Here is a 19449-nt window from a genome sequence, read left to right as displayed (position 1 = left end):
CGCTATCGGTCGTACAACTTCTTGTAGATCCGGTGATTGCGAACGACCAACTTAACATATTGGCGGGTTTCGAGGTAGGGGATCCGCTCGACGAACTCCTCGACGTCGTCGCTCGCAAGCTCCCTTTCCCAACGATCCACCGCGGCCTCGCCCGCGTTGTAGGCGGCAATCGCCTTGATCAGGTTGTTCGCGTAGCGACGCAGCAGATCCTTCAGGTACTGAGTGCCAAGCGCGATGTTGAGCTCCGGCTCGAACAACTTCTCTTCGGAAAAGCCCGCAAGCCCGGACTGGCGGGCAATCCTCGCCGCCGTCGAGGGCAAAAGTTGCATCAGGCCCATGGCGGAGGCCGGAGAGCGGGCTCGGGGGTCGAAGAGGCTCTCCTGCCGGATCAGCGAAACCACGAGATAAGGATCGAGCTCTTTTTCGGCCGCCTCCTTCCGGACCGTTGTCCAATAGGCAAGTGGAAAGCGGTAAAAATCGCGCTCGCTCCATGAAACAGGCAACCCGTTGGTGACCGCCACGCTCTGACTGAAAGCCTGGTTTCGCGCGAACTCGCGCGCCAGCAGCACGCTCAAACCCGGCTGCATGGCTCCGGCGCGCCGCAGCTCCTCCAGCTCGCGCACCGCGAAGCGCCGAAGCTGTATCCGGCCGAGCTCCCTGGCCCGTTCGAGGTGGAAGGCAAGGGCGGGCGAAAGCGCGGGGTCGATCTCCGCCTCGGCCATCTTGCTCGGGGGCTGCGGCTGCTCGATCTCGATTCCGGACCGTTTCAGCCGTTCGGCGGCGAGCGATTGATAGTAGGACTCCTCCGGAGCCGCGCAGATCTCCCGATAAAGACGAATCGCGGTCTCGGCCATGCCGGATTTCTCGGCGCTGCGCGCCTGCCAGTAGCGCGCGGCCATTCGATAGCGATCGTCGTCGGTGCGGCCCGCGAGGCGCTTGAAGGTTTCGAAGGCCTTCGAATGATTTCCCGAGCGGTAGTGGAGCCACGCCAGCCGCCAGGTAGCGTCGTTCCGCGTCCGGCTGTGCGGGAAGCGTTTGCCGATGGTGGTGTAGAACGCGGCCGCTTCGTCCTTGCGGCCCAGCGACTCGTAAATGTCGGCCGCCGCGAAATAGGCCTGGTCGTTGTAAGGACTTCGCGGGTAGCGTTCCATGAGACGATGAAAGTAGTCGAGCGCCCGCAGGTTGTCGTTGCGGTTCCAGAGGATCTGCCCGATCCGGAAAACCGCCTCGGCCGCCTCTGCGCCGTCGGGGAACTCCCGGGCGATCTCCTCCAGAACGGGCAGGGCTTCGTTTCGCCTGCGGGCGGCCAGGTAGACACGGGCGAGCCTGGAGAGAAAGCGAAGGCGGAGCGGCGGCTCCAGATCCTGAGCGAGCAGCTTCTTGTAGAGCGCCTCGGCGGCGCCATGCTCGCGCTCGAGAGCCAGCCGCCGGGCTTCCTCGGCGAGATCCGCGACCGTAACGAGACCGAACCGCTCCGGGTAGGCCTGGCGCAGCCGCTCGACTTCTCTACGGGCAGCCGCCGCCCAGGGGGACCGCGGTGCCGCCGCTCTCAGCTCCTGGAAAAGCGAGTGAGCCCGGGCGAGGTCGCCTTCGCGTTCTATCGCCCGAGCCTGGACGAAAAGCGCCTCCTCGGCCACGTCCGACGGAAGGCTTTTTTCGGACCGAAGGGCTTTCGCGAGCGCGGCGGCCGCGGCGTAGTTCTTCTGCGCGAGCTCTACTTTCGCGCGCTGGAGCCCCGCTCGATGATACCAGATGCTGGAAGGGAACCGCTGCCGGAGCTGCTCCAGAAAACCGACCGCCGCGGGCCAGTCGGCTTCTTCCGAGGCGATCGAGGCGAGATGATAAAGACTGTGGTCGGATAGGAGGTAGTCGGCCGCGAGCGTCCGCTGAAAGAGCTCGCGGGCCGTGGCGCGGTCCCCGGCGGAAAAGGCCGCGTAGGCGGCTGCAAAGAGGCTCCCGGCATCGGGCTCCTGCGCCGCTGCCGGGAGCGGCCCGCTGGCACAGAAGAGCAGGACGAGTGCGGCCGCAACCGACTTCATCCGCGTTAGTCTAACCAAGGCTCCCGGGGGATTCAACGAATAGGAGACCGCGCAGCGGCACACCCACGACCGGGGACCGATGACCGGGAAAGACGCCGTCGCACTTCCCGGTCCTCCGTCCCGGCCCCGGTCTTCACTTCGAACGTCAAACCGGAATCCGGGAGCTCTTTGACAGCGCGGCGCTGTTGTTTTTCCGGGCGATGAAAGTTATGGTTTGTCGCATGCAGGCGGTCCTGTCTGCCCGGGTGCGACGGCCGCTGCCAGGAGGAGGCACGCGTGAAAATCGAAGGGAGTTACACGTTCAACGCGCCGCGTGAACGGGTCTGGCAGGTCCTGCTCGACCCGAAGATCCTCGCACAGTGCATGCCGGGGTGCGAAGAGCTGCGGGAGATCGGGCCCGACCGCTACGAGGCGGTTATGAAGGTCGGGGTGGCGGCGGTCAAGGGAACGTACAAGGGAAAGGTGGCGATCAAGGACAAGCAGCCGCCAGCTCACTACGTCCTGAGCGGAGAAGGATCGGGCGGCCCCGGCTTCATGCAGGGGGACGTCGCCATCGACCTCGAGGAGCAGAACGGGAAAACCCTGGTGCGGTACAGCACCGAGGCGAAGGTCGGCGGGCTCATCGCAAGCATCGGCCAGCGCATGCTCAGCGGCGTCGCCAGGATGATGGTCGATCAGTTTTTCAAGAAGATCGAAACGTTCGTGTAAAAGAAACATTCAAGCCGTTCAAACGGTTCCGGGGCAGTAAGCAGTGAGCAGAACAGATCGATCGCGCCAGGAAGGCAAAGAGAAGATTTTCGCCTTCGCGCCAACGGCGCGGCACGGCTCGAACCGCTTGAACGGCTTGAGCCGTTTGAACGAAGCGTAGCGCTTGAACCGTCTGAACGATCCTTTAGTCAGCGTCGTTATCCCGACTTACAACCGCTGGCCGATGGTCCGTGAGGCGGTTGAGTCGGTGCTCGCGCAGAGCTTTCGCGACTTCGAGCTGATCGTCGTCGACGACGGCTCGACCGACGGCACGGCGGAACGGCTCGCCTCCGTGCGCGGCGTAACGGTGCTACGCCGGAGCCGGGGGGGCCCGGCGGCGGCGAGGAACGCGGGCGTGGCCCGCTCCCGCGGGAAATACGTCGCGTTTCTCGACTCCGATGACCTCTGGCTGCCGCGCAAGCTCGAGCTGCAGACCGCGTACCTGGAAGCAGCTCCCGAAAGGGAGATCTGCCAGAGCGAGGAGATCTGGCTGCGTTGCGGCGTGCGCGTGAATCCCAAAGCGCGCCATCGCAAGCCGTCCGGCGACATTTTCCGGCGGAGCCTCGATCTCTGTCTCGTGAGCCCTTCGGCCGTCATGATGACGCGCGAGCTTTTCGACCGGATGGGCGGGTTCGACGAATCGTTTCCGGTCTGTGAAGACTACGAGCTCTGGCTGAGGATCGGCGCGCGATACCCGGTCTGGCTCCTCGAAGAGCCTCTGGTGGTCAAGCGGGGCGGCCATGCGGATCAGCTTTCGCGTTCGGTGTGGGGGATGGACCGGTTCCGCGTCGCGGCCCTCGCCAAGCTCCTGCGGAGCGGAATCGAAGGCGAGAGGCGCCGCTGGGTCGCGGAGGCACTCGAGCGCAAGGCGGCGATCGTGGCGCAGGGCGCGCGAAAGCGCGGCCGGCTGGCGGAGGCCGCCGGGTACGAAGCGCTCGCGGCCGGGGCATTGGAAGAAATCGGCGATGTCGGAAGAACAGATTCGGGAGCACGGGACGGCGCGGGGATTTCACCCGCGCACAGTGAGCCGCTGGCTCGGCTGGCCGGAGCGCGATAGGGAAAGCCTGCTCGTCCTGGCGCGGGAGCTGAAGATCGGCGAGAACCACCTGCGCGATCTCATGGACTGGCTCGAGGAGATCGCCGCCAGGGACGGAACGCCGGTCGCCGCCGTTCTGGAGGGTCCCGCGCTCGCTGCGATCCGGACGGATCCCAGGCTCGGGCGGGCCGACAGGCTCAAGCGCGTGAAAGAGGAGGTCCGGCGGTTGAGGTTTCCCCGGCTGAGCCGGGTCGAGGATGCGATCCGCGCGCGCATTCGCGAGCTGAAGCTCTCTCCTCGGGTCACCCTCTCCGTCGCACCCGGCCTGGAGGGCGGCGATCTGCGAGTCGAGTTCGCCGCGCGCGATGCGGGCGAGCTGAGGGCGGCCGTGGAGAAGCTCGCGCAGGCCTGCTCGAGCGCGGCCGTGCGCGAGATCTTCGAGCTGCTCAGGGGCGAGAGAGGCCCCGAAGGCGAAGGGCAGGCGGCTGAAGGGCCGGAGAAAGATCGTACCTAGAGCGCGCCGAATCATGGTCCCGTTTAAATTCGAGGAGATCATCGTCGAGCAGGGCTCGGAGACGAGCCCGATTTTTTATAACCTCAGGCGAAGCCTGCCGGAGGTGCCGGTTCGCCTCGTTGCGCCGGACGATCTCGCTGCCGGCCGCGAGCCGGTCAGAGGCTTCGCCGCCGCCAAGAAAAAGCTCGTCCTGGCCAGGCACAAGGGCGAGTTCTTGAAGAAATGTCCGGGAAGCGGCGGTCAGGTCTGCTGCAACTACTTCGTGATCAATTTCGCCAGCAACTGCCCGATGGATTGCAGCTACTGCTACCTGCAGGACTATCTCTCGGAAAATCCGGCGCTCAAGGTCTTCAGCAATACGGACGACCTGCTTGCGGAAGCCGGCGCGCTGCTCGCCCGGCACCGCAAGCTGCTTTTCCGGATCGGCACGGGCGAGATCACGGACAGCCTCGCCCTGGATCCGTACATTGGCTTTTCCAGACAGGCCGTGCCGTTTTTCGCGGCCCAGCCGAACGTCCTGCTGGAGCTGAAGACCAAGAGCGATTGCGTGGACGACCTCTTGAAGCTCGACCCGAAGGGGCGGGTGGTGGTTTCGTGGTCGATGAGCCCGCAGCGGGTGATCGAAGCCGACGAACCGGGAACCGCTTCGCTGGAGGAGCGCTTGCGGGCGGCGCGCCGCTGCCAGGACGCGGGCTACCGGCTCGGGTTTCATTTCGATCCGATGATCGAGTACCCGGGATGGGAGCAAGACTACCGCGATCTGGTAGAGCGGATCTTCGCGACCGTCGACTGGCGGCGGGTCTCGTGGCTGAGCATGGGCGTTCTGCGCGCCACCCCGGCGCTCAAGCGAGCCATGCGCGAGCGCGGCGCGAGCGCCCGCCTGCTCGCCGGCGAGCAGGTGCTCTGCCGCGACGGCAAGCTCCGCTATTTCCAGCCGCTGCGGGTGCAGATGTACCGCCGGATGCTCGGCTGGATTCGGAGCGCCGCCCCGGCCACGAAGGTGTACCTCTGCATGGAGTCCAGGGAGGTCTGGCAAGACGTGTTCGGCTACGCGCCCGGCTGCGAAAAGGAGCTGGGCGACTTGCTGCTGCCGGGAATGTGAATCGTCGGCCGGGCGGGGCCGCGACGGCTTGAACTGCTTGAACGGCTTGAACCGCTTGAGCGGGAGCGCAGCGACTTGAATGGGTACGACCGGAGACCGGGGACGGAAGACCGGCACGAACGCGCCGCAGGCGCGACGGCTTGAACCGCTTGAACGGTTTGAACCGTTTGAACGGGAGCGCAGCGACTTGAACCGTCTCGTCGACCGTGACCGTCCGATCGGGCTGTTCGATTCCGGCATCGGCGGCTTGACCGTGCTGCACGAGATCATTCGCGCGCTGCCGCACGAGAACACGGTCTACCTCGGCGACACCGCGCGCGCCCCGTACGGCCCGAAGTCGGTCGAGACGGTCCTGCGCTACTCGTTCGAGAATACCGAGTTTCTCATCGAAAAGGGCGTCAAGCTCCTGGTGGTGGCGTGCAATACGTCGACGGCGGTCGCCCTGGAGGCGTTGCGCGCGAACTGCTCCGTGCCGGTTCTGGGGGTGATCGACGCCGGCGTTCGGCGTGCCCTGGAGATCAGCCGGAGCCGGAAGGTGGGGGTGATCGGCACGGAGGCAACCATTCAAAGCGGCGCCTACACGAAGGCCCTCAAGGCCCGAGACCCGGCCGTCGAGGTCTACAGCCGGGCGTGCCCCCTGTTCGTGCCGCTTGTGGAAGAAGGCTGGACCGACAACCGCATCGCCCGGCTGGCGGTCGAAGCCTATCTCGGTAGCCTCAAGCAAAGCGGTATCGATACCCTGATCCTCGGATGCACCCACTATCCCTTGCTGAAGAAGGCCATCCGGAAGTTCATGGGGCCTGGAGCTCGGCTCGTCGACTCGGGAACAGAGGTCGCCAGGGAGGTCGCGACCGTTCTCAAAAGGGAGTCGCTGGCGCGCAGGAACGGCAGGGGAGTGCACAGCTTCTTCGTCACGGACGCGCCCGAGCGGTTCGTGAAGGTGGGCCGCCGCTTCCTGGGAGAAAAGGTCGAGTCCGCGGTGCGCATCGAGCGCTGACGGGGCTCGGTCCGCCGCTCCCGAAGGCCCGCCGCGACCCCGGCACCTTGTATGCTCCGGTCACTATCGTGTATTTTATTATCGAGCGCCGAAGGCGCTCTTTGTCTGCCGCGCAGCGGCCTTTGAAGCATGCTGGGAATCATCAAGAAAATCGTCGGCACGAAGAACGATCGCGAGATCAGGCGGATCCGTCCGATCATCGAGCGGATCAACGCCCTGGAGCCGGAATTCGCGCGGCTGACCGACGCCGAGCTGCGGGCGAAGACCGACGAGTTCAAGAAACGGCTGGCCGACGGAGCCACGCTCGATGACCTGTTGCCCGAGGCCTTCGCCGCCGTGCGCGAGGCCTCCAGGCGCACCATCGGTCTGCGCCACTTCGACGTCCAGCTGATCGGCGGGGTGGTCCTGCACGAAGGCAAGATCGCCGAAATGAAGACCGGCGAAGGCAAGACGCTCGTCGCGACGCTGCCCCTTTACCTCAACGCCCTGGAAGGCAAGGGCTGTCATCTCGTGACCGTCAACGACTATCTCGCCCGGCGCGACGTCCAGTGGATGGGTCCGATCTACCACAAGCTCGGCGTCTCGGTGGCGTCGATCGTCCACGAGATGAGCTATGTTTTCGACCCGTCCTATCTCACCAAGGACTATCGCTACCTCAACCTCCGTCCCGTCAGCCGCCAGCAGGCTTACCGGGCAGACATCACCTACGGCACGAACAACGAGTTCGGCTTCGACTACCTGCGCGACAACATGAAGTTTTCCCTCGAGGATTACGTCCAGCGGGAGCTCAACTACGCGGTCGTGGACGAGGTCGACAACATACTCATCGACGAAGCCCGGACGCCGTTGATCATCTCCGGCCCGGCGGAGGAGTCGACGGACAAATACTACGTGATCGACCGGATCATTCCCAAGCTGCAGCGCGGCGCCGTCATCCAGGGCGACCCGACGCAGGACAAGCGCGCGGCGATCGAGGCACAGGGAGACTACACCGTCGACGAAAAGAGCCGGTCGGTCACCCTGACGGAAAGCGGCGTCGCCAAGGTCGAGAAGCTGCTCGGCATCCACAATCTCTACGATCCGCGCCAGATCGACACGCTGCATCACGTGCAGCAGGCGCTGAAGGCGCATTCGATCTTCAAGCGCGACGTCGACTACGTCGTCAAGGACGGGGAAGTCATCATCGTCGACGAGTTCACCGGTCGGCTCATGCCGGGGCGCCGCTGGTCCGACGGCCTGCACCAGGCGGTCGAAGCGAAAGAACGGGTGCACATCCGCGAGGAGAACCAGACGCTCGCCACGATCACCATCCAGAACTATTTCCGGATGTACAAGAAGCTCGCGGGCATGACCGGCACCGCCGACACCGAGGCTCCGGAGTTCAAGAAGATCTACAAGCTCGACGTGGTCGTGGTCCCGACCCACCGGCCGATGATCCGGGAAGACTATCCGGACGTCGTCTACCGGACCGACAACGAGAAGTACGAGGCGGTCGTGCAGGAGATCGAGGAGCGCCACAAGAAAGGCCAGCCCATTCTCGTCGGCACCACGTCGGTGGCGAAGTCCGAGCGGCTGTCGCGCATGCTCAAGAAAAAAGGAATCAAGCACAACGTCCTGAACGCGGTCAACCACGAGGCCGAGGCGAGCATCATCGCACAGGCGGGCCGCTTCGGTGCCGTGACGATCGCCACCAACATGGCGGGGCGCGGAACCGACATCCTGCTCGGCGGAAACCCCGACTTTCTCGCCCGCTCCGACATGGAAAACGAGTGGATCACGCGCGCGGCCAAGCTGCCGGTTCAGGGCGCGGCGCGCTACGAGGACGCGTTGCGGGAGCTGCGGGAGAAGTTCGAGGAGGAGGTCCAGAAGGCCCAGAAGCAGTACCTCGCGGAATCGGAGCTCTACGAGAAGCAGCGTAGCGAAGCGCTCAAGCGCTCGACCGAGCTGCAGCGCCGCATCCGGGACCTTTCGCCGTTCCGCGACCTCCGCCGTGCCTACGACGACCTGTCGACGACGGAGCTGATCGAGGCACTGCACAACCTGCGGGACATTCCCGAGCCCTACCTCAGGTCCAAGGAGGCGTTCGAGGCGGCGCTGGTCGACGGAACGCCGGCCTCTTCGAGCACGCGGATCGCGTTCGACGAGGCGCGCCGGGAGTACGCGGACGCGATCGAGCGCTGGCAGGGGAAAAACGGCGACCGGGCGGACCTGGTCGAGGCGCTCGACGAGAGGCGGCGCAACTACGAGCAGCGGATCAACGATCTGGAGTTCGAGCAGGCGCTCGCGGCGCTGCGCCAGGGGGAGGAGGCGGAGCTCGTTCGGGAATACGAAAGCGCCCACGCCGCCTTCGAGGAGGCGGAGGAGCGCTGCGAGCGGATCCGCGGGCCCTATGAGGCCAGGCTGCAGGAAGCCCAGCGGAACTACGAGAGCAAACGGCAGGAATACCTGCGCGTGGTCGAAGAGATTCGCGAGCAGCTGGACAAGGCGCCCGACGAGTTCCGCCACCGCTTCGGCGAGCTGCTGGAGCATTACAACCGCCTGTGCGCGGAGGAGAAGGAACGCGTGATCGCGGCCGGCGGACTGCACATTCTCGGCACCGAGCGCCACGAGAGCCGGCGCATCGACAACCAGCTCCGGGGCCGGGCCGGACGGCAGGGGGACCCCGGCTCGTCGCGTTTCTATCTCTCGCTCGAGGACGACCTCATGCGGATCTTCGGCGCCGACCGGATCCAGGGAATCATGGGGCGCCTCGGGATGGAGGAGGGCGTCCCGATCGAGCACCGCCTGGTCACCCGCGCGATCGAGAACGCGCAAAAGAAGGTCGAGGCCCACAACTTCGACATCCGCAAGCACCTCCTGGAGTACGACGATGTCATGAACAAGCAGCGCGAGGTGATCTACACCCAGCGGCGGGAGGTGCTGAAGGGCGAGCACCTCAAGGAAGACGTCGTCGAGATGATGCAGGAGATCGCCGCTGATATCGTCGGCCGATACGCCGACAAGGAGCAGCATCCGTCGGAATGGGACCTCACGGGATTGCACGAGGCGCTCTATCACCAGTTCAACATCCGCTTCGACCTCAGGCCCGAGGAAGTGGAGGGGCTGACCGCCGACGAGCTGACCGACAGGGTGGTGCGCAAGGTCACCTCGGTTTACGAGGAAAAGGAAAAGCGCTTCGGCGAGCCGGTGCTGCGTCAGCTCGAGAAGATCATCATGCTGCAGACGATCGACAGCCTGTGGAAGGACCATCTTCTCAACATGGACCACCTGAAGGAAGGGATCGGGCTGCGCGGCTACGGCCAGAAAAATCCGCTTCAGGAGTACCAGAAGGAAGGCTTCGAGATGTTCGAGGAGATGGTGGCGCGCATCCAGGAGGACGTGATCCAGAAGCTGTTCACGGTGGAGATCGCGCGCGAGGCGGTGGCGGAGCAGATCGAGGTGCAATCGCGGCCGCAGAGAGTGATCTTGAGCCACGGCGGTGAAGCCGCCGCGCCCGAACGCCAGGCCTCCGTCCGGCGACAAGGGGAGAAGATCGGGAGAAACGACCCGTGTCCCTGCGGCAGCGGCAAGAAATACAAGCGGTGCTGCGGAAAATGAGAATCGTGAGCAGCGAGCCGTCTTTGCGGGAAAAAGAGGGTTCGAGGTTCGAAGTAAAGACCGGGGACCGACGACCGAAGACCGGCACGAGCACGCCGCAGGCGGCGACGGTTTGAACTGCTTGAACGGTTTGAACCGTTTGAACGGGAGCGAAGCGACTTGAACGGGTACGACCGGGGACCGAAGACCGAGGACCGGCACGAGCGCGCCGCAGGCGCGAAAAGAAGATCTTTCGCGCCAAGCCCGCTAAGGGCGCAAAGAGAAGATTTTCTATTTCGCGCCAACGGCGCGGAAAAATACTCGCTCTTTCTTGGCGATCTTTGCGTCTTTGCGGGGAAAATGATGTTCGAAGTTTGAGGTTCGAGATTCGAAGTAAAGACCGGGGACCGAAGACCGAAGACCGGCACGAGCACGCCGCAGGCGGCGACGGTTTGAACTGCTTGAACGGTTTGAACCGTTTGAACGGGAGCGAAGCGACCAGTCGGAGCGCAGCGACTCTTACCTTGAACTTTTGAACTGATTCGATCGTGCTTTCCGGCTACAGATTCGCGGGCGTCGCCTGCGGCATCAAGAAGAGCAAGCGCAGGGACGTCGCGCTCATCGTGTCCGACCGGCCGGCGACGGCGGCCGCTCTGTTTACCACCAACCGCGTCAAGGCCGCGCCGGTGCTGGTCGGCATGAGGCGCATGAAGAGCGGAAAGCTGCAGGCGGTCGTGGCGAACAGCGGCAATGCGAACGCCTGCACCGGGAAGCGCGGGCTCCGCGACGCCGAGGCGATGTGCCGCATGGCGGCCGACGCGCTGGGTATCGATCCGGGGCTGGTGCTGCCTTCCTCCACCGGGATCATCGGGGTTCCCCTGCCCATGGACAGAGTCGCCGCGGGCATCCGCCGCGCGGCGGCGGAGCTGTCGGCCGACGGCTTCGAGCGGGCGGCCGAGGCGATCATGACCACCGACCGCTTCAGGAAAACGGCGACCGCGACCTGCAGGATCGGGGGGAAGCCGGTGCGCGTCGCGGGGATGGCCAAGGGCGCCGGGATGATCGCGCCGCACATGGCGACCATGCTCTGCTACGTGCTGACGGACGCCGCGGTCCAACCGGGCTGCCTGCGCTCCATACTTCGGGCGGCGGCGGACGACACCTTTCACTGCGTCACCGTCGACGGCGACATGAGCACCAACGACACTCTCTTGCTGCTCGCCAACGGCGCGGCGGGCAACGAGCCGGTCCGCGCGGGAACGGCAGCCGCGGCTGCGCTGGAAAAAAGCGTGCGCGAGGTGATGAAGACGCTCGCGCTCAAGCTCGTGGAGGACGGTGAAGGCGCGACGAAGGTCGTCGAGGTTCGAGTGGACGAAGCGCGGTCGCTGGCGGCGGCCCGGCAGATCGCCTTCGCGGTCGCTCGGTCCCAGCTCGTCAAGACGGCGTTTTTCGGCGAGGACCCGAACTTCGGGCGGATTCTGGCGGCTGTGGGCTACGCGGGGGTTCCCGTCGATCCCGACCGCATCGACGTCTTATTCGACGGCGTCGCGGTCGTGAGGCGAGGGGTGGGAAACCCGGCTGCGGAGCGGCAGGCCGCGCGCGTGCTGCAGCGGCCGCGGTTCCGCGTCCGCATCCGTCTGCGGCAGGGGACGGCGGGCGCGTCGGTCTGGACCTCGGACCTGTCGCACGAGTACGTGCGGATCAATTCGGCGTATAGAACCTAGAAAAGATCGTTTAAGCAGTTCAAGCCGTTCAAACGCTTCGCTCCGTTCAAGCCGTCGCGCCTGCGGCATGTTCGTGCCGGTCCTCCGTCTCCGGTCTCCGGTCTTTACTTCGAACCTCGAACCTCGAACTTCGAACCATCTTTTCTCGCGCAAAGACGCAAAGATCGGCAAGAAAGAAGGAGTATTTTTCCGCGCCGTTGGCGCGAAATAGAAAATCTTCTCTTTGCGCCCTTAGCGGGCTTGGCGCGAGAAAAACAGGATGCTCGCGCAAAGACGCAAAGCACGCAAAGAAAGGCCTGATATTTCAATCGCGGCCACGGCCAGCAGACCGAGGACCGGGGACCGAAGACCGGGAAGGACACGGTCGCGCTTCCCGGTCTTCTGTCTCGGGTCGGCCGTCTTCGCTTCGAACTTCGAACCTCGAACTTCGAACATCATTTTCCCCGCAAAGACGCAAAGATCGCCAAGAAAGAGCGAGTATTTTTCCGCGCCGTTGGCGCGAAATAGAAAATCTTCTCTTTGCGCCCTTGGCGGGCTTGGCGCTCTTGGCGCGAGAAAAACAGGATGCTCGCGCAAAGACGCAAAGCACGCAAAGAAAGGCCTGATATTTCAATCGCGGCCGCGGCGTGTTCGTGCCGGTCGTCGGTCCCGGTCTTTACTTCGAACTTCGAACCTCGAACCTCGAACCGGGATTCGCCATTCGCAGTTCGCTATTCCCAATCGTGCCTGCGCTCGTGCCGGTCTTCGGTCTTCGGTCGTCGGTCCGTTTCCACCGCTCGTTCCGTATCTTGTAGCGTGCCATCAGCTCGTAGAGGTTGACCCGGCTGATGCCGAGATCCCGGGCGGCGCGGCTGACGATGCCCCGGTTCCTGAAGAGGGCTTTCCTGACGAACTCGATCTCCATCGCGCGCCGGGCATATTTCAGGTTGATCGAAGCGGGAGGCTCGGGGGTGAAGCCCAGGTCGTCCTCGCGGATGATCGAATGGCCGGCCAGCACCACGGCGCGGCTGATCACGTTCTCCAGCTCGCGCACGTTTCCGGGCCAGCCGTAAGACGAGAGCGCCCGTATGGCTTCGCGGGACAGCGTCATGGGGGCTTTTCGCTGCTCGCGGCAAAAGCCGGCGAGAAAGTGCTCCGCCAGCGGAACGATGTCCTCGGGCCGCTCGCGCAGCGGCGGGAGGTGGATGGGAACCACCCGGAGGCGGTAGTACAGATCCTCCCGGAAGCGGCGGCCCTCCATTTCTTTCTGGAGGTCCCGGTTGGTGGCGGCGATGATCCGGACGTCCAGCTCGATCGACTGCGTGCCGCCCACCCTTTCGATCCTCCGGTTCTGGAGAAAACGCAGCAGCTTGACCTGAAGCGGCGCGGCCAGCTCTCCGATCTCGTCCAGAAAGAGCGTGCCGCGGTGAGCCAGCTCGAACTTGCCTCTTTTTTGAGCGTAGGCTCCGGTGAATGCGCCTTTCTCGTGGCCGAAGAGGTCGCTCTCGAGGAGATTGTCCGGGATCGCCGCGCAGTTCACGACGACGAAGGCCTCTTCATTCCTGCGGCTCCGCCGGTGGATGGCGTGCGCCACCAGCTCCTTGCCCGTGCCGCTTTCGCCGGAGATCAGAACGGAAAGATCGGAAGCCGCCACGCGCTCGATCGCCCTGAAGACCTCGCGCATCGCGCGGCTGCCGCCGATGATCCCCTGGAATTCGGCGGCGGGGGGCGCAGGCTGCTCCTCCAGGCGGCGCCGGAGGTCGTGGATGTAGAAAGCCCGGGCGATCATCACCTTCAGCTCCTCGAGGCGGACCGGCTTGGAAAAATAGTCGAAGGCGCCCAGCCGCATGGCCCGAAGCGCGTTGCTGTGCGCGGAGTTGCCCGTTACGACGATGGCGGAAGTGGAAGGCTCGCGGGTAAGAAACTTCTCGAGCAGTCGCAACCCTCCGAGGTCCGCCGGATCGCCGGGATTGAGCGCGAGGTCCAGCACCGTCACCGCCGGCCGTTCGCTGTCGAAGATCTCCTCCGCCTCGCGCTCGCGCGAGGCAGTCAGAACGTCGTATTCGCTCCCGAGCGCCCAGCGCAGCTGCTGGAGCAGCGCCTCCTCGTCGTCCACCAAGAGCAGCTTTCGTTTCACCGGTCGGATCCTCGAGGTTCGGAGGCGACGGCGCCGTCCGCTCGGAGCCCGAGGCGGGCGGCGAGCGCCATGATCTTCTCCGTGGTTCGGGCGAACGCGCGGAACGCATCGGCGACGAAGGCGGGATCGTCGCGGCGCGCGTCCGCGTTTTCCAGCGTGATGCTTTGCACGGCGGCGACATTCCGAAGCTCGTGCCTGATCGAGCCGAGCGCGCGCTCCAGAGTTTCCTGTTCGGCCGCTCGAAGCCGGTCATCGAAGAGGCGCCGCTCCGCGATCAAGCTTCCCATCCGGTGAGCGACGCACATCAGGAACTCTTCGTCCTGCGGCGAAAGCGGCGCACCCTCGCGTCCTACGCCGGCCAGCCCGAGCGTGCGCTCGCCGTCCCAGATCGCCGCCACGCGCCCGACCCCGAGCCGTTCGATCCCCTCCAGCTCCGCCGCTCCCGTACGAGCGGGAAGCGCAGGCTTGCCTCCCGGCTCGTAAACGACATCGGGGGCCAGGCGAGCGGTGTCGAGCTTGAGCGGCATTTTCGCCAGATCGTCGGGCCGGACGCCGTGGCTTGCGGCGAGGGAGAACCACTCGGAGCCGTCGGTTCGAAGCCAGATCGCGACCCGGCCCGCGCGCATCGCCTCCGCGATGAACGAGGCCATCGTGGCGGGAAGGTCCGCCGGCGCTGCCGGGCGCACGGCTTCGCTGAATTGCCGCCAGAGTTCGCGGTAGTCGTACGGTGCGTTCGCCGTCGACATGCCTGTGATCTTCATCGCCCGGAGGCGGCCCGTCGTTCCCGTGGTCTCACGATGAAGGCCGGATCGAAGGCGGAGAAAGTTTTGGAGCATGACCTTGCCGTCGCGGCGACCAAGCGAAGTATCTACCCGTGGCCGCGTCCCCGTCGGTCCGGCGCGACAATCGCGGAAGACGATGTCGAGCAATGGCCGTACCAGGAAGAGACAGGCAAGCTTGGCAGAAAATGCGACAAGAGTTCGGGCAGTCGAGCCTGAAACCTCGAGGCGCCGCGGTTTTAGGGTAGGACAGCCGGATTTGGCGCGGTCCGCGCGGCTCCTCCCGGAGAAGCGCCGGAGGAGCTTCAAAGCCATCGCGACCGCGGGTTGGAAGCTTGCGGCGACCCGCCGAGTTGTCATGGTTTCTCAACGCGCTGCTTGATTGGCAAGGGGCGCAAAAAGTTGTAAACTCCCGGAACAGCCGCTGACGCCTGCAAGTCTTGCCGGCGGCTGCGCAGTGCTTCGAAGCAGACCCGGGATGAAAAACCCGATGAACAATCACGCGGCCGAAAAATTCCAGACGGGCGGCTACGTGGATCTGTCGGGCGTCCCGCGCCGACGGACCGTCCAGGAAAAGGGGCTCATCGACCTGCTGCCCTGCGTTCTCTACGGCTGCGACGAACACTGGGTCGTGCGCTTCGTCTCGGAAGGCATCGCCCGCCTGACCGGTTGCGAAGTCGCGGAGCTGGCGGGTCGTCCCCTCTCCTGGGAGCGCATCGTCTTCGAGGAAGATCTTCCCCTGATCTCCGAACGGCTCGAAGAATTCAAAACCAGCGGCGAGATCTCCGTCATCCATCGGGTGCGCACGGCCGGAGGGCTGCCGTTGTGGGTGTCGCATGCGATCCGGCGGGTGCGGGTGGAGGGCGGCAGCTCGATTCACGGCTGCCTGACGCCCATCCCTTACAGCCAGGTCGCCGGGCGGCTGGATCACGGTGCGGCTTCGCGATTCGTCCACAAGCTCGGCAACTATTTTCAGTTGATGAACCTCTTGATCGGCTCCCTGCGAGTCAGGGATCCAGGCTGCGATGAAATCGGGGCGCTCCAGGAGGCGCTCGACAAGACGGTCGAGCTCACGCGGACTTTCGCCGAGTACAGCCAGGCCCCGGCGTGGACCTCGCTGATCGACGTGGGCGAGGTCCTGAGCGACGCGGTCGCGTCAAAGAAACCCCTGTTCGCCAGAAAGGGCGTCTTGCTGGAAAGCGACGCGGCGGAGGCGATCCACGGAGCCACCGTCGAGGGCGACCCCTATCTCCTGGAGGCGGCGTTCTCAGCCGTCCTGCAGAACGCGCTCGAGGCCACGGAAGAGGGCGGAGCGGTGCGCGTGCTGGCGCGGCTCGATCGCTCGGCGGGCGCCTCGCCGATCGCCAGCATCCGCGTCAGCGATTCCGGCTGCGGCATGGACGAGAAGATGCTCGGCCAGGCGACGGCTCCGTTCGTGACCTCGAAAAAGAACCATGACGGATTGGGGCTCGCGCTCGCCGCGCGTTTCCTGGAAATGCACGGCGGGTTGCTCCGGATCAAGAGCGGCGCGGGCCGGGGCACGGAAGTGGAGATGGCGCTGCCCGCGAGAGTCCCATGGGAATTCACCCAACGGTAGGGGAGCCGGTCCGGGTGGACCGGTCCGCCGGCGCATCGGTCATGTACAGCGTGCTCGTCGTTGAAGATCACGATCGTCTGAGAGAGCAGCTCGGGCGCTTTTACGAACAGCTGGGCTACAGGGTGGCGACCGCCGCCTGCGGCGAGGAAGCGATCCAGCGCCTCGGCGAGGAGAAGTTCGCGCTGGTGGTTTCCGACGTGAAGATGCCCGGCATCGACGGCTTCGAGCTGACCCGGCACGTCCGCGAGAAGTATCCGGAGACCGACATCATCCTGATCACCGCGTTCGGCAACGTTCAGCAGGCGGTGGAGGCGATGAAGATCGGCGCCAGCGACTACATCACCAAGCCCTTTCAGCCAGAGGCGATCCGGCTGGTGAGCGAGAAGCTCATCGAGAAGCGCCGGCTGCTCGACGAGGTTCGCGAGCTGCGGCAGCGCGTGCAGCACGAGCACAGCCTGGAGAACATCGTCAGCAAGAGCCCCAAGATGCTGAAGATCTTCGACCTCATCCGGTCGCTGGCGGAGACCGATTCGGGGGTGATGATCACCGGCGAGACCGGAACGGGCAAGGAGCTGGTGGCGCGCGCCATCCACAACCTCAGCCGGCGCCGAAACCGCCCGTTCGTGGCGATCAACTGCGGCGCGTTTCCCGATACGCTGCTCGAAAGCGAGCTGTTCGGCTACGAGAAGGGGGCCTTTACGGGAGCCGTGGTGAGCCGGGCGGGCAAGGTGGAGCAGGCGGACGGGGGGACGCTGTTTCTCGACGAGATCGAAACGATCGCGGCGCCGATGCAGGTGACGCTGCTTCGGGTTCTCCAGGAACGGGAGGTCGAGCGCCTAGGAGGCAACCGCAAGATCAAGGTCGACATGCGCGTGATCGCCGCGAGCAACGTGGATCTCTCGCTCTGTCTGGCGCGGGGAACGCTGCGCGAGGACTTCTACTACCGGATCAACGTGATCCCCATCCATCTTCCGCCGCTGCGGGAGCGGCCCGAGGACTTTCCCATTCTCATCCAGCACATTCTCGAGCGGCATCCGCTGGCGCGTGCCAAGGAGATCCGCGAAGTGGCGCCGCGGGTGCTCGACCAGATGCTCGCCTACCGGTGGCCGGGGAACGTGCGCGAGCTGGAGAACATCCTCGAAAGGGCCATAGTGAAATGCCGGGGCCAGGTGATCGAGGAAGTCGACCTGCCGGCTCCTCCCCAGCGCGTCGCGGACCTCGGCCCGTCGCGCAACGGCATGGAAAACATGTCGCTCAAGCAGTGGCTTCTGGGGAGCGAGAAAGACTATCTGAGGAACCTCCTCGTCAAGCACCGGGGCAGCATCTCCCTTACGGCCAAGGAAGCCAAGGTCGACAACAAAACCCTTTACAGGAAGATGAAAAAGCATGGACTCCTGAAGGAATCCTTCAAGGAGTTCGAGTAAGCACGCGCGTCCTCGAGCGAGAAGCGGGCCATGAGCAGACTGTTCGAAGCGCTTGCCAGAGCGGGGGCCGAGATGCATTTGGCCGGGGAGAAAATGGCAGAGGTCGCACGGCGCCTGCAAGGCGACTTTGCCGGCTGCCGCACGATCGTCGGCGGTCCGACGATTCTCGGGACTGCGTGGCGCTGCCTGCGTCCCGGCGGCGGGCGCGCGGCGGACCGTTGAAACGTGGAGCGCCCGCGCCCCTCTCCCCGGGATCCCGGCGAGCAGATTTTCCTTTCCGTCGTCGTTCCCGCGTTCAACGAGCAGGACGTTCTTCCTGAGTTCCACCGCCGCCTTGCGGCCGTCCTCGACGGGCTGCCGCACGCCGCGGAGGTGATCTACGTCAACGACGGCAGCGATGACGGGACGCTCGAGGTGATGCGCCGGCTGAGGGAAGCCGACGCCCGGGTCGCCATCGTCGACCTGAGCCGCAACTTCGGCAAGGAGATCGCGCTGACGGCGGGGCTCGATCACGCGTCCGGCGACGCGGTGGTGGTGATCGACGCCGATCTCCAGGACCCGCCCGAGCTGATTCCCGAGCTGCTCAAATATTTTTTCGAAGGCTACGACGTCGTCTACGCGCAGCGTTTGACCCGCGCGGGCGAGAATTTTTTCAAGCGCGGCACGGCACATCTCTTTTACCGCCTCATCCAGGCGGTGAGCCGGGTGAAGATTCCGCGGGATACCGGGGATTTTCGGTTGCTCAGCCGGCGGGCAGTCGATTCGTTGGCCAGGCTCCGCGAGCAGCACCGGTTCATGAAAGGCCTGTTCGCGTGGATCGGCTATCCCCAGCGGGCGGTGCCTTATCACCGCGATCCGCGCTACGCCGGCAGGAGCAAGTGGAACTACTGGCGGCTGTGGAATTTCGCCCTCGAGGGGTTCACCTCGTTCACGATCGCGCCCCTGAAAGTGGCGACCTATCTCGGGATGGGCGTGGCGCTGTTTTCCTTTCTCTACGGACTCGAAGTGATCTATAAAACGCTGGTGTACGGCGAGCCGGTTGCCGGCTACCCGTCTCTGATGGTCGTGATCCTTTTCCTCGGAGGGGCGCAGCTCATGACGATCGGCGTGCTCGGGGAATATCTCGGCCGGATGTTCGACGAGAGCAAGCAACGCCCGCTGTATTTCGTCAACGAGTACCAGCCTGCAAGGGGAGGTAGTTCAAGCAGTTCAAACCGTTCAAACCGTTCAAGCCGTTCGACGGCCGCTGCGCGGCAGACCGAAGGCCGGCAAGAAAGAGCAGACCGGGGACCGGAGACCGGGAATAAAGAATAGACCGAGGACCGGGGACCGGAGACCGGGAAGGGCGCGGTCGCATTTCCCGTCCCCCGTCTTCGGTCGTACCCGTTCAAGTCGCTTCGCTCCCGTTCAAACGGTTCAAACCGTTCAACCGCTTCGCTCGGTTCAAGCCGTCGCGGCCGCTGCGCGGCAGACCGGTCTTCCGTCTTCGGTCCCCGGTCTTTACTTCGAACCTCGAACCTCGAACTTCGAACCATCTTTTCTCGCGGAAAGACGCAAAGATCGCCAAGAAAGAAGGAGTATTTTTCCGCGCCGTTGGCGCGAAACAGAAAATCTTCTCTTTGCGCCCTTGGCGCTCTTGGCGCGAGAAAAACAGGATGCTCGCGCAGAGACGCAAAGATCGCTAAGAAAACTGGTATTTCAATAGCGCCTAACGGCGCGTTCGTGCCGGTCTTCGGTCTGCACCTCGAACTTCGACCCATCTTTTTCCCCGCGTTCGTGCCGGTCCTCCGTCTCCGGT

The 19449-nt window shown here is 64.7% G+C and carries 14 protein-coding genes; 11 read left to right on the top strand and 3 right to left on the bottom strand.

All coding sequences use genetic code 11. The features are described from left to right. Positions 1-2: 2 nt before the first annotated feature. A complete protein-coding gene (locus VNN77_09470) occupies positions 3-2039 on the bottom strand; it encodes a transglycosylase SLT domain-containing protein (protein HXG51618.1) in 2037 nt (678 codons plus the stop codon). Between the two features lie 276 nt (positions 2040-2315). On the opposite strand from VNN77_09470, the gene VNN77_09465 reads away from it, so the two are divergent. From VNN77_09465 to argJ, 7 genes are all read left to right on the top strand, one after another. After that, on the top strand, positions 2316-2747 hold the full coding sequence (locus VNN77_09465; GenBank protein ID HXG51617.1) for a carbon monoxide dehydrogenase subunit G: 432 nt from the start codon (positions 2316-2318) through the stop codon (positions 2745-2747). Positions 2748-2910: 163 nt separating this feature from the next. Continuing rightward, positions 2911-3843, top strand: a complete 933-nt coding sequence (locus tag VNN77_09460) for a glycosyltransferase family A protein (GenBank protein ID HXG51616.1) — start codon at positions 2911-2913, stop codon at positions 3841-3843. Beyond that, a complete protein-coding gene (locus VNN77_09455; protein ID HXG51615.1) occupies positions 3809-4336 on the top strand; it encodes a hypothetical protein in 528 nt (175 codons plus the stop codon). The genes VNN77_09460 and VNN77_09455 overlap by 35 nt, the downstream gene beginning before the upstream one ends. Before the next feature lie 13 nt (positions 4337-4349). Next, positions 4350-5438 carry a radical SAM protein gene (locus tag VNN77_09450; GenBank protein ID HXG51614.1) on the top strand — a complete coding sequence of 363 codons (1089 nt, stop codon included), beginning with the start codon at positions 4350-4352 and terminating at the stop codon, positions 5436-5438. A 187-nt stretch (positions 5439-5625) separates the two neighbouring features. Continuing rightward, positions 5626-6435: a glutamate racemase gene (gene murI / locus VNN77_09445; protein ID HXG51613.1), complete on the top strand. Its 810-nt coding sequence runs from the start codon at positions 5626-5628 to the stop codon at positions 6433-6435. A 129-nt stretch (positions 6436-6564) separates the two neighbouring features. Then, positions 6565-10032: a preprotein translocase subunit SecA gene (gene secA, locus VNN77_09440; GenBank protein HXG51612.1), complete on the top strand. Its 3468-nt coding sequence runs from the start codon at positions 6565-6567 to the stop codon at positions 10030-10032. Between the two features lie 524 nt (positions 10033-10556). Continuing rightward, positions 10557-11735: a bifunctional glutamate N-acetyltransferase/amino-acid acetyltransferase ArgJ gene (gene argJ / locus VNN77_09435; protein HXG51611.1), complete on the top strand. Its 1179-nt coding sequence runs from the start codon at positions 10557-10559 to the stop codon at positions 11733-11735. Positions 11736-12390: 655 nt separating this feature from the next. Here the strand turns inward: argJ and prsR are convergent. Together prsR and VNN77_09425 are read right to left on the bottom strand one after the other, a co-directional pair. Then, positions 12391-13851, bottom strand: coding sequence for a PEP-CTERM-box response regulator transcription factor (gene prsR, locus VNN77_09430; GenBank protein ID HXG51610.1), 1461 nt, complete (start codon positions 13849-13851; stop codon positions 12391-12393). Further along, entirely contained in the window at positions 13848-14612 is a 765-nt protein-coding gene (locus VNN77_09425; protein HXG51609.1) for a hypothetical protein, read from the bottom strand. The genes prsR and VNN77_09425 overlap by 4 nt, the downstream gene beginning before the upstream one ends. A gap of 508 nt (positions 14613-15120) precedes the next feature. Between VNN77_09425 and VNN77_09420 the strand changes: the two genes are divergently transcribed. Genes VNN77_09420 through VNN77_09405 form a run of 4 tightly spaced genes read left to right on the top strand, consistent with a single transcriptional unit; the run spans position 15121 to position 18965 of the window. After that, entirely contained in the window at positions 15121-16227 is a 1107-nt protein-coding gene (locus tag VNN77_09420) for a PAS domain-containing sensor histidine kinase (GenBank protein HXG51608.1), read from the top strand. Continuing rightward, the gene (locus VNN77_09415; GenBank protein ID HXG51607.1) at positions 16206-17651 is read left to right on the top strand and encodes a sigma-54 dependent transcriptional regulator; all 1446 of its coding nucleotides are present in this window, start codon (positions 16206-16208) and stop codon (positions 17649-17651) included. Before VNN77_09420 ends, VNN77_09415 begins: the two co-directional genes overlap by 22 nt. Positions 17652-17681: 30 nt before the next feature. After that, positions 17682-17873: a hypothetical protein gene (locus tag VNN77_09410; GenBank protein ID HXG51606.1), complete on the top strand. Its 192-nt coding sequence runs from the start codon at positions 17682-17684 to the stop codon at positions 17871-17873. 3 nt (positions 17874-17876) lie between these two features. Next, positions 17877-18965: a glycosyltransferase family 2 protein gene (locus VNN77_09405; protein HXG51605.1), complete on the top strand. Its 1089-nt coding sequence runs from the start codon at positions 17877-17879 to the stop codon at positions 18963-18965. Positions 18966-19449: the final 484 nt, after the last annotated feature.

The organism is Candidatus Zixiibacteriota bacterium, from assembly GCA_035574315.1.
Lineage (GTDB): Bacteria > Desulfobacterota > Binatia > UBA9968 > UBA9968 > DATLYW01.
This window is presented reverse-complemented; position numbering and strand designations above follow the sequence as displayed.

Excerpts from the sequence above, each read along its gene's own strand:
- VNN77_09470 (HXG51618.1), bottom strand. The coding sequence starts at position 2,039 with ATGAAGTCGGTTGCGGCCGCACTCGTCCTGCTCTTCTGTGCCAGCGGG.
- VNN77_09450 (HXG51614.1), top strand. The coding sequence starts at position 4,350 with ATGGTCCCGTTTAAATTCGAGGAGATCATCGTCGAGCAGGGCTCGGAG.
- secA (HXG51612.1), top strand. The coding sequence starts at position 6,565 with ATGCTGGGAATCATCAAGAAAATCGTCGGCACGAAGAACGATCGCGAG.
- VNN77_09425 (HXG51609.1), bottom strand. The coding sequence starts at position 14,612 with ATGAAGATCACAGGCATGTCGACGGCGAACGCACCGTACGACTACCGC.
- VNN77_09420 (HXG51608.1), top strand. The coding sequence starts at position 15,121 with ATGAACAATCACGCGGCCGAAAAATTCCAGACGGGCGGCTACGTGGAT.
- VNN77_09415 (HXG51607.1), top strand. The coding sequence starts at position 16,206 with ATGGGAATTCACCCAACGGTAGGGGAGCCGGTCCGGGTGGACCGGTCC.
- VNN77_09410 (HXG51606.1), top strand. The coding sequence starts at position 17,682 with ATGAGCAGACTGTTCGAAGCGCTTGCCAGAGCGGGGGCCGAGATGCAT.